Below are 11,557 nucleotides of genomic sequence, written 5' to 3' on the forward strand. Positions count from 1 at the left end.
TAAAGCGATCGCTACCACTTCCCCCAGAAATCAGGTCATTGCCTTGATCACCAAACAACCAATCATCGCCCAGTTCACCGGCTAAGGTATCTTCACCTAAACCCCCAAACAGAGTATCACTATCTTCTCCCCCACAGAGACGATCTTGGTCTTCATTCCCAAATAGGATGTCATTACCACTACCCCCACAGATAGTATCTCGTCCGGGAAGTGTACTAATGGTTTCGTTGTCGTTAAGATCACCATAGATCGTATCGTTACCCTCATTGCCGCAGAGTTGGTCATTACCCAAGTCTCCGTACATCAGGTCATTTCCGGCTTCCCCATAAACGAGGTCATCTTCCTTACCCCCTCGAACGGTATCATTACCAACACCACCACTAAGCGTATCATTACTACGACCGCCATTGATGAAATCATCGCCAGCACCCCCCCAGACCAAATCAATCATCCCACTCAGACCGCGTTCAGATTCGATCTCGCTTTCATCAACGGTATCACCCACGAGAGTATCATTACCTTCATCGCCGTGCAGGGTGTCATTACCTTGATCTCCGAAAATCATATCATTGTTTTTGCCCCCGAAGGCGAAGTCATCTTGCTTGCCGCTATACATCAGGTCAGCACCGGGGCCACCTTGCATTAAATCATCGTTGCCGTGACCGTGAAGGGTATCATCATCCTCAATATTAGCCAAGGTTGTCAAGGCGTTATTGCCTTCAGTACCGATAAGGGTGTCCCGACCGTCTCCTCCCAGGATCAAATCGTTACCTTGGTTGCCAAATTGGAGATCATTACCAACACCGCCATACATCGTATCATTCCCTTCAAAAGCTTCAATACGGTCATCTCCCCCAAAGGCAAACACCACATCACTACCGAGCGAACCGGCTACGATATCATCAGCGTTATCACTAGCATCAATAATGTTATCGAAGGCATTAAACGCTCTCGGAGTCAAGCCTAAAGGTTCGGGTAGGGGAACGGTACCAAACTCAGGTAAAGGAGGACAGTCACAACCGCCATCATCAATGGGTTCACCCCGAGGAATTGAACCGTCATCTTCCACGGTCAGGCGTACAGTCCCCACGTTAGAAACGGCGTCGTCATCATCGGTGGCGGTATAAGTAAAGGGAATTTCTCCTGTAAAATTCGGATTGGGTTCAAAGGTGAGTTGTTCGGCTTGTTCAGGGGTTAGACGCCGAACTTGCTCTAAGCTGGTGATTTCTTCGTCATTGAGAAACAGAGTAACATTCGGGGGTAATTCGGTGATGGTGTAGAATTTAATCGAACCATCTCGGTCATTCCCTTTTAACGGGGGAACCGGAAAACGATTTCCGTCATTGGGAACGGTCTTGCTTTGATCTTCAACGACAGGCGGTAAATTAGCGGGGGGTTCAAAAGGTACAGAGGGAATTGACGGAATAGAGGGAGTTGGGGGAAGGGTGGGAACGGAGAAGGCACTAACGGGAATGGTAATATTAGCCACGTTAGAATTTGCGCCGTCATCGTCTGTCACGGTGTAAGTAAAGGTGACGTTCCCAACAAATTGAGAATTGGGTCGGAAACTGAGGTTATCGAGTTGATCTGGGGTTAACCGTTGAACCCGAGCGGGGTCTGTTACCGCCACACCATCAAGCAACAGTGTACCTTGTCCGGAGTCGGGTAATGAAAAGTTAATCCGTTCTACGGTACCATCGGGGTCGGCAAAGTTCGCCACAGACAAGGGTAAAGGAATGGGAGCGCTATTGTTGAGAATGGATGAATTTTCAACGTTCTCGGCTGTGGGAGGTTGGTTGGAGTCGGGGTTAACTGTAATGGAAATATTGGCGGGTTGGGAAGTTGCTCCCAAGTCATCGGCTACAGTATAAGGAATGTTGACAACTCCGGTAAAACCGCCAACGGGTGTAAAGGTGGCTTGACCTTGATTATTTACGGTTAATGTTCCCTGAGATAATGTTAGCTGACGATTAATTTCTGGCGTTGTCAAATCGAAGTCTATTGTACTCAGGTCGATGTTTCCATCCGGATCGCTAACATTATCACTCAGATTAAAGGTAACGGGAGTTTCAAAGGGTGTGTTAACGTTTTCGTCGGTGGCTGTCGGCGGTTGGTTCTCTGGGGTGGCGGGTTCAACGTTAACGGTAACTGTGGCGAGATCGGTATTTGTCCCATCAGTAATTTGATAGACAAAGGTATCAACGCCGATAAAACCCGCAGCCGGGGTATAAACTAAGGATTGACCGTCTTCGGAAGCCGCAACAGTTCCTTCGTTGGCGGAAATTTGATCGAAGGAATTAATATTTAACGGATCGTTTTCTGGGTCAGTATCATTGGTCAGAACATTGATACTAACTTCTGTATTCTGTTGGGTCGTGGCTCGGTCGTCAACCGCTTCGGGTTTGAGTTGTTCGTCGCTAACGTTAATAGTAACAGTGGCAATATCAGTACCGCCATTTCCATCATTAATGGTGTAGGTAAAGGTGTCTGTTCCTACAAACCCTTGAGGGGGTGTATAAACTAACGCCTGACCCTCTTCGGAAGGCTCGATAATACCCCCGTTGGCGGAGGTTGTATCAAAATTCTCAATGGTTAACGGGTCGTTTTCCGGGTCGGTATCGTTGGTGAGAACGTTGACGGTAACTGCTGTATTCACCTCAGTCCGGCGCTCGTCATCAATGGCTGAGGGTTCGGTGTTGGTTGCGGGGTTAACGGTAACAGTAACCGTCGCCGTATCGGTATTGGTCCCGTCTGTCGCCTCGTAGGTAAAGGTATCTGTTCCCGAGAAACCGGGAGCGGGTGTATAAACTAATGCTTCACCATTTTCTGAGCGAGAAATTGTTCCGCCCGAAGCTGAATTTTCGTCAAAGGTGTTAATCTCTAACGGATCATTTTCTGGGTCAATGTCATTAGCTAAAACGTTGATTGTAACATTGGTATTTTGGTCGGTGGTGGCGGTGTCGTTGGCGGCGAGCAAGGTTTGATCGCTTTCAACGTTAATGGTAACGGTCGCCGTATCGGTTCCCCCTTTACCATCATTAATGGTGTAGGTAAAGGTATCTGTTCCGGTGAAATTTGCCGCAGGTGTATAGACTAACGCTCGACCACTTTGAGAAGGAGCAATGGTGCCACCATTGGCTGAGTTGGCGTCAAAGTCGCTAATATTTAAGGGGTCGTTTTCCGGGTCGCTATCGTTACCAATAACGTTGATAATAATTGCTGTATTAGAACGAATTGAGCGCTCGTCATCAACCGCGTCGGGATTCGTATTTACAGGTTCTTCAACTGTTACGGTAACTGTTGCTATATCGGTTCCCCCATTGCCATCATTAATGGTGTAGGTAAAGGTATCTGTTCCGGTGAAATTAGCCGCAGGGGTATAAATTAACTGACCATTTTCCGAACGTGCAACGGTTCCCCCATTAGCCGAATTTTCGTCAAAGGTTGTAATGTCTAACGGGTCGTTTTCCGGGTCGGTATCGTTACCGAGAACGTTAATAGTAACCGGTGTATTGAAACCAGTTGTACGAGTATCATCAACCGCGTCAGGATTGGTATTTACAGGTTCTTCAACTGTTACCGTAACGGTGGCGGTATCGGTTCCCCCTTTACCATCATTAACGGTGTAATTAAAGGTATCTGTTCCGGTGAAATTAGCCGCAGGGGTATAAATTAACTGACCATTTTCCGAACGTGCAACGGTTCCCCCATTAGCCGAATTTTCGTCAAAGGTTGTAATGTCTAACGGGTCGTTTTCCGGGTCGGTATCGTTACCGAGAACGTTAATAGTAACCGGTGTATTGAAACCAGTTGTACGAGTATCATCAACCGCGTCAGGATTGGTATTTACAGGTTCTTCAACTGTTACCGTAACGGTGGCGGTATCGGTTCCCCCATTGCCATCATTTACCGTGTAGGTAAAGGTATCTGTTCCGGTGAAATTGGCCGCAGGTGTATAAATTAACTGACCATTTTCCGAACGTGCAACGGTTCCCCCGTTGGCGGAATTTTCGTCAAAGGTTGTAATGTCTAACGGGTCGTTTTCCGGGTCGGTATCGTTACCGAGAACGTTAATAGTAACCGGTGTATTGAAACCAGTTGTACGAGTATCATCAACCGCGTCAGGATTGGTATTTACAGGTTCTTCAACTGTTACCGTAACGGTGGCGGTATCGGTTCCCCCATTGCCATCATTAACGGTGTAATTAAAGGTATCTGTTCCGGTGAAATTGGCCGCAGGTGTATAAATTAACTGACCATTTTCTGAACGTGCAACTGTTCCCCCGTTGGCGGAATTTTGGTCAAAGGTTGTAATGTCTAACGGGTCGTTTTCCGGGTCGGTATCGTTGGCGAGAACGTTAATAGTAACCGGTGTATTGAAACCAGTTGTACGAGTATCATCAACCGCGTCAGGATTGGTATTTGCCGGAGGTTCAACTGTTACGGTAACTGTTGCGGTATCGGTTCCCCCATTGCCATCATCAATGGTGTATTCAAAGGTATCTGTTCCGGTAAACCCTTGATTGGGTTGATAGACAATTACATCATCTGTGGTGTCATTGGGTGTACCGTTATCATTGAGAGTCGCAGTACCGTTAGCAGGAGTTGTAATGCTATTTTCAACGATATTTAAAGGGTCAAAGTTTGGGTCAGAATCATTGCTTAAAACGGGAATAGAAACTTGTGTCTGTAAGTCTGTTGTCGCTGTATCATCAACCGCATCGGGAGGAAGGTTCAGATCTGCCCGTTGATAAAGAAAACCTCCTCCTACTAAGTCCAGACCTCCTGCGCGCTCGTTGTTACCATCAGGGGTATTTAGGGGAAAATTACTCCAATCAACCAAGTAGTTTGGGTCTTCGTTTGCTCTCCGTTCATCAATATCCGGTGAAAACAGAGCATACCCAAAGAATTGATTAATATCAGGATTCTCACCTAACAAATCTTCGTAGCTGATAAAAACGCCTCCGATGGGTTGTGCCTCGTCGTTGCGGGGCTGTGAGGAGATAATCTCGTCTTTGCCTTCCTCTTGACGCAGAACTTTGAAGGTATACTTGGCATCGTCAGAAAGGCCCCAATCATTCCTTCCAACCTTGACTAAGCTCCCGAAGGCACTGGGATCGCCATTGTCATCAAGTTCGGTAATAGCTGCTATGAAGAAAGCATCATTTCCTCCCCGTTCCATGATCACAACACCAATGTCATCTAGATCGGTTTGGGGAACATCTAAACCGTTTCCTGGCTTAATATAGTCAACTCGTTCTATGTTGTTGAAAATTTCTTGACTGTTGCCAGTATTAGCGAAAATATTATCCGTACCTCGGTTAATCAAGTCACTACTCAAAGCAACTTCCATCGCTTCTTGATCGCCGATGCCCGTGGCAAGATTCGGAGCTAATTTAATCTCTGTATTGGTGCTATCAGGCGTTGTTTCGTACCAGATGATTTGTTGCTTACCTGTAACTTCATTGTTATTAGACCGTCTCAACTTAAATGTGTTAATGTTATCGAACGGCTTAAATTCTTGCTCACTTTTCGAGTCGAAAAAGCTGACAATTTCTTTGTTCTCACCCTGCCCAAAGGTATAAGGCAATGATTGTCCATCTTGATTAACATCAAGCTCGGATTTTTAAGATTCTTGAAGATTTATTATATCCTCATTTCTGATTTCAATGGGGCGAGGGAAGGTAAACTTGTAGTTGGCGATCGCGTCTAAAGTCAGAGCTAAAGAGACTTCAAATTCTTCGGTTTTTACTTCTAAATTCCAGTCTCCTCCCAAAGCCGAATAACCGATTTTATTGGCTGAAGCGGCTATTTTTGCTCCGGTAATTTTACCGAGTTTTTCGATAAATTCAACCCCGGCGTCTCCTGCGGCTACGTTACAACCGTAGAGCAATAAACTGCTTACAGACCAAGTTTGTAGGGAGTTGGCGTAGCGGTTTAACGTCTCAAGACTCAGTTCGCTATTCCCCAGTTGTAAACAGCCGGGTGAACCGTGAGAAATAATCTGAATTTCGGAAATATTGCTATTTTCTTTGATTGCTTCTGTAATCTGTTCAACCCCGTCTTTATTCGGGTCGATAACTATTGCTTTTGCTTGGGTTACAACGCCTTTAAATAGCTTTTCTGCTTCTTCGACTTGAGCATCAATAACAACCAGAATGTCTGTTTTTGTTGGGTTCATTGCAACGGGCGAATTAATTTTTGAATTGTTTTGAAAAGTGTCCAGGTTTTGTTGAGTGAGTTCGGAAAGAGTAGAGTAGAAAGTTGGGGTAGTGACTGGAGTATAATGCGTCATTTTTATCAATTTAGAAAAATTACGTTCAAGACTGTCGATCCTCCCGAAAACTTTAGGAGGATTAACTTTTTGCACTGAGAAATGTCACCTCTAATGAGGTTGATTGTTCCCGATCAATTTGTTGCTTTGCAGCATAAATTCAGCCGAGTTTCTAGACGAAAAGTAACTGAAAATCACTTCATCGACTTGAGCTAAATAATCTAGAAAATCGCTAGTTTTTGATAAACCTGTGAAAGGATTTCCTCTGAATACTCAAACTTAATTGAAGGCAAAATCAGATAAAAATCTAGCCTCTTGTTATTGAGTTTTAAGAATCAAGATGACCCATAAACCCTTAACTCTTATCAATTTTTAAGGGTTCAAACGTTGAAAAGATTGTAGAGGTCTGCGCTCAAACTTAAAGCCTCTTGTTTCTTTTAGAGTTTAGATGCGTTGCTAAAGTTAACCTTCTAGTGATAGAGAAAACTTATCCTATCTTATCACTTCAGCTTGTTTATTTACTTACCCTGATTTTAACCCAGTTGTGTATCTGATTCACTGAGTATCTCAGTGAGATTACTTAATTCATGTATAGCTTTTTTTCGTCGCTCTCCGAGTTTCCTCGTATGACAGTTGGTAGATTGTCATATTTACTGTGGACAAAATGACTCGTTTGTGGTATAGTAATCCAGAATCAGGATATACATTTTGCTATATATAGCACTACGCATTTAAGTTAGGACATTTCTAGATCCTAAAACCCTTTCACAGTCTACTGTTCCCTGATCCGGTGTTCCCTGTTCCCGATTCAAGTAGCGCTATAGCAGTACATAATTCGGTGTTTGACATTTGTTGCACCAATCTTTGATCTCTCGCAACGCATAGTTAAATGCACCGCGACAAATTTCCATTCACGATTGGGAGCCGTTGCTCTTGAGCGGCATCTGGATAGATTCGGTAACGGTGAGTAAGTGTCAGCATCCCAGTATAATAGTAGATTTACTGGACAATAGTACAGCACTAAATGTTAAGTTTAGGGACATTGAGTCCCGTAAACTTAACTGGGGGAGTCCATGGATGAGGGGCTGTCTGCGTGGGTTTCCCGCGCAGTTTATACGCCCCGTCCCAACACCGACCTGAGTACAGGTACGATTTCGGTCAGAGCTGCCCCCAAACCCCCTCAAAAAGATAAAAGTTTGGAAAGATCGAGGTGTAGGTTCGGTTAAGGAAAGAAACCCAATTGCACAAATATTAATGATTGCGATCGCGCGATCACTGAGAATGTACGCGATCGCACGATCGCTAAGATAAGAGTCTAGTTCGAGATCGTGATTTGAACGCCAGCCTCAATGCGCGAACATCGTGGCCGTTGGCTATTCGGTTTAAGCCTGTGGAATAGGAAGTGCCGACACCCTATGAAAACCAGTTATCCAAAGGAAGCAGGAACGAAACGTTAATACGGGTTATACCGCGTTATGTTAGTTTTCGATAGCAGATTAGCCGACAAAAGCCGTAAAGCTAGTTTCAGTCAAAGCACTTACCTGTATATCGTTGAGAATTGCCAACTGTTGAGTGTCAAGACTGAGAATTGTCGAAGTTCCACTTTGAGATAGAGTTAACGCATCAAAAGTTAAACCGCCACCCAAAGCAATTAAATCAGTACCGAGTTGGAAATCTTGGATCGTGTCGGTCCCACTACCTGAGAACAGAATAAAGCGATCGCTACCACTTCCCCCAGAAATCAGGTCGTTACCTTGATCGCCAAACAACCAATCATCCCCCTGTTCTCCGGCTAAAGTATCTTCACCTAAACCCCCAAACAGAGTATCATCATCTTCTCCCCCACAGAGACGATCTTGGTCTTCATTCCCAAATAGGATGTCATTACCACTACCCCCACAGATAGTATCTCGTCCGGGAAGTGTACTAATGGTTTCGTTGTCGTTGATATCACCATAGATCGTATCGTTACCCTCATTGCCACAGAGTTGGTCGTTACCCAAATCTCCGTACATCAGGTCATCTCCGGCTTCCCCATAAACGAGGTCATCTTCCTTACCCCCTCGAACAGTATCATTACCAACGCCACCACTAAGCGTATCATTACTACGACCGCCATTGATCAAGTCATCACCAGCGCCGCCCCAGACCAAATCAATCATGCCACTCAGACCCCGTTCAGCCTCGATCTCGTTTTCATCAGCAGTATCACCGATCAGGGTGTCATTGCCTTGGTCGCCGTAGAGGGTATCAGTTCCCAAATCTCCCCAGACCATATCATCATTTTGACCCCCGTAGGCGAAGTCGTCTTGCTGACCGCTGTAAATCATGTCAGCGCCTGGGCCACCTTGCATCAGATCATTGCTGGCGTGACCATAGATCAAATCGTTTTCTTCCGGATTGGCAGCGGCGGCGATGTCTTGACTGCCATTACTACCAATGAGCGTATCACTTCCGCGATCTCCTAACAGAGAATCATTACCTTCCTCCCCAAAACTGAGGTCATTACCATCGCCCCCAAAAACAGTATCATTGCCTTCAAAAGCTTCAATACGGTCATCTCCTCCAAACCCAAAAGCCAGATCACTACCGAGTGAACCCGGAATAATATCATTTTCAGGTGTTCCGTCAATACTACCGAAGGCATTAAACGCAGTTGGAATTAAGCCAGAGGGTTCAGGGAGAGGAATTGCACCAAATTCCGGTAGGGGAGGACAGTCACAACCACCATCATCAATGGGTTCACCCCGAGGAATGGAACTGTCATCATCAACGACTAGGCTGACAGTAGCGACGTTAGAAACAGTACCTTCATCATCGGTAGCGGTGTAAGTAAAGCTGATATCCCCTGTAAAATCAGGGTCGGGTTCAAAAGTCAGTTGTCCAGCTTGTTCGGAGTTAAGCTGTTGAACTTGATCTAAGTTCGTGACTTCTTCGCCATTGATCAATAATGTTCCATTGGGCGGTAACTGCGTGATGGTGTAGAAGTTAATACTACCATCGGGGTCTGTCGCCCTTAACGGTGGAATCGGAGAACGAGTCCCCTGATTGGGAATATTCGCCGTTTCATTTTCAGCTTCTGGTGGTAAATTCGCAGTCGGTTGAGAGGGGCCACCGTTGCCACCACCCGGATTAGTGGGAACAGAAACAGCGATTACAGGAACAGTAATATTGGCAATATTAGAGTTTGCCCCATCATCATCTGTCACTGTATAACTAAAAGAAGCATTACCTGCAAACCCAGGACTCGGCTGAAAGGTGAGGTTATCGAGTTGATTAGGCGTTAACCGTTGAACCTGAATCGGGTTAGTTACCGCTACACCATCAAGTAACAAAATACCTTGGGCGGGATCGCTTAAGGTAAAGTTAATCAGTTCTACAGTGCCATCAGAGTCACTAAAGTTGGCTGTAGACAAAGGCAAAGGAATCGGAGGACTATTATTGAGAATCGATGAATTTTCAACATCCTCAGCGCTAGGCGGTTGGTTGGAGTCTGGATTAACGGTAACTGAAATATCTGCGGGTTCGGAAGTCGCTCCTAAGTTATCCTGAATCGTATAAGGAACAGTGACAGTACCGCTAAAATTACTCGCTGGTGCAAAGGTGACTTGACCTTGATTGTTGACCGTAAATGTTCCCTGGGGTAAACTAACCTGCTGATCAATTTCTGGAGTTGTGGGATCGAGGTCAATGGTCGTCAGGTCAACGGTTCCATCGGGATCGCTGACATTATCAGTCAGATTGAATGTGACGGTTGTTTCAAAGGTCGTGTTAACGTTTTCATCGGTTGCTGTGGGGGGAACGTTTGTACTAGAAGGACTCGAATCAAACCCAAAGTTAACATCAGTTATAGTTTGATTGGTGTCAACGGTAACGGGAACGTTATTGGTTGTTCCTAGCGCGACATCTACGGGGAGATCGGTGTCTGTGGTATCAACAGCAACGGTATAATCGCCAGATGCAACACTTTCAAACTGATAAACCCCATCTGCATTTGTGTCAACGCTATCAACAACTGTCCCATTTTCATCGACTAAATTAACGGTAATATTTCCAATACCAGGTTCACCAGAATCAAGGGTGTCGTTGTTGTCGTTGTCAGTAAATACGGTTCCACTGACTGTACTATTCGGGGGGGTTCCTCCTGCTGCTGCGACTGGAATAGTGATGCTAGCGATATCCGAGACGGCACCATCATCGTCGGTAACTTGATAGGTAAAGGAAGCATCTCCCTCATAGTTAGGATTGGGACGGAAGCTGAGATTATCGAGTTGATTGGGAGTTAACTGTTGAACTTGAGTTGGATCAGTAACCTCTACACCATCAAATAATAGAACTCCTTGTGCTGGATCGCTTAAGGTCAAACGGATTGTTTCTACAATACCATCAGGATCGCTAAAGTTGGCTGTAGACAAGGGTAAAGCAATCGGATTGCTATCGTTGGGAACCGATGAACTCTCAACATCTTGTGCAATGGGGGGTTGATTAACTGGGGCGGGGTCAAACCCAAAGTTAATATCAGTTATCGGTTGATCTCCAACAGTTACAGAAACACTATCTGTTTCTAATGTGACATCTGCGGGTATATCGGTGTCTGTAGTATCAACTTCAACGGTATAATTTCCGGCTGCAATTCCTTCAAACTGATAACTACCATCAGCATTGGTAGAAACGCTAGCCAGGATATTCCCATTTGCATTGACTAAGTTAACCGTAATATCTTCGATTCCGGGTTCGTCTGGGTCGAGGGTGTTGTTGTTGTCGGTGTCGGTAAAGACGGTTCCACTGACTGTTGTTGTCGGTATTGGAACGGGTGGGGAGTCAAACCCAAAGTTAACATCAGTTATAGTTTGATTGGCGCCAACGGTAACGGGAACGTTATTGGTTGTTCCGAGGGTGAAATCTGTGGGTAAATCTGTGTCTGTGGTATCAACCACAACGGTATAATCGCCAGATGCAACACTTTCAAACTGGTAGACACCATCTGCACTCGTTTCAGCAGTATCAACAACAGTCCCATTTTCATCGACTAAATTAACGGTAATATTTCCAATACCAGGTTCACCAGAATCAAGGGTGTCGTTGTTGTCGTTGTCAGTAAATACGGTTCCACTGACTGTACTATTCGGGGGGGTTCCTCCTGCTGCTGCGACTGGAATAGTGATGCTAGCGATATCCGAGACGGCACCATCATCGTCGGTAACTTGATAGGTAAAGGAAGCATCTCCCTCATAGTTAGGATTGGGACGGAAGCTGAGATTATCGAGTTGATTGGGAGTTAAC

General features: G+C 45.3%; 3 protein-coding genes. All 3 read right to left on the reverse strand.

The features are described from left to right. Positions 1–5,485, reverse strand: a 5,485-nt coding sequence (locus M595_RS26145) for an Ig-like domain-containing protein (protein WP_023069601.1), incomplete at its 3' end; no start/stop codon positions are given. 141 nt (positions 5,486–5,626) lie between these two features. Next, entirely contained in the window at positions 5,627–6,295 is a 669-nt protein-coding gene (locus tag M595_RS26150; protein ID WP_071810000.1) for a DUF4347 domain-containing protein, read from the reverse strand. 1,475 nt (positions 6,296–7,770) lie between these two features. Then, a partial coding sequence (locus M595_RS26155) for an SdrD B-like domain-containing protein (protein WP_023069599.1) occupies positions 7,771–11,557 on the reverse strand: 3,787 nt, incomplete at its 5' end.

The organism is Lyngbya aestuarii BL J, assembly GCF_000478195.2.
GTDB classification, from domain to species: domain Bacteria; phylum Cyanobacteriota; class Cyanobacteriia; order Cyanobacteriales; family Microcoleaceae; genus Capilliphycus; species Capilliphycus aestuarii.

What these genes read in the sequence shown, in the direction of transcription:
- M595_RS26150 (WP_071810000.1), bottom strand. Translation starts at nt 6,295, where the DNA reads ATGACGCATTATACTCCAGTCACTACCCCAACTTTCTACTCTACTCTT.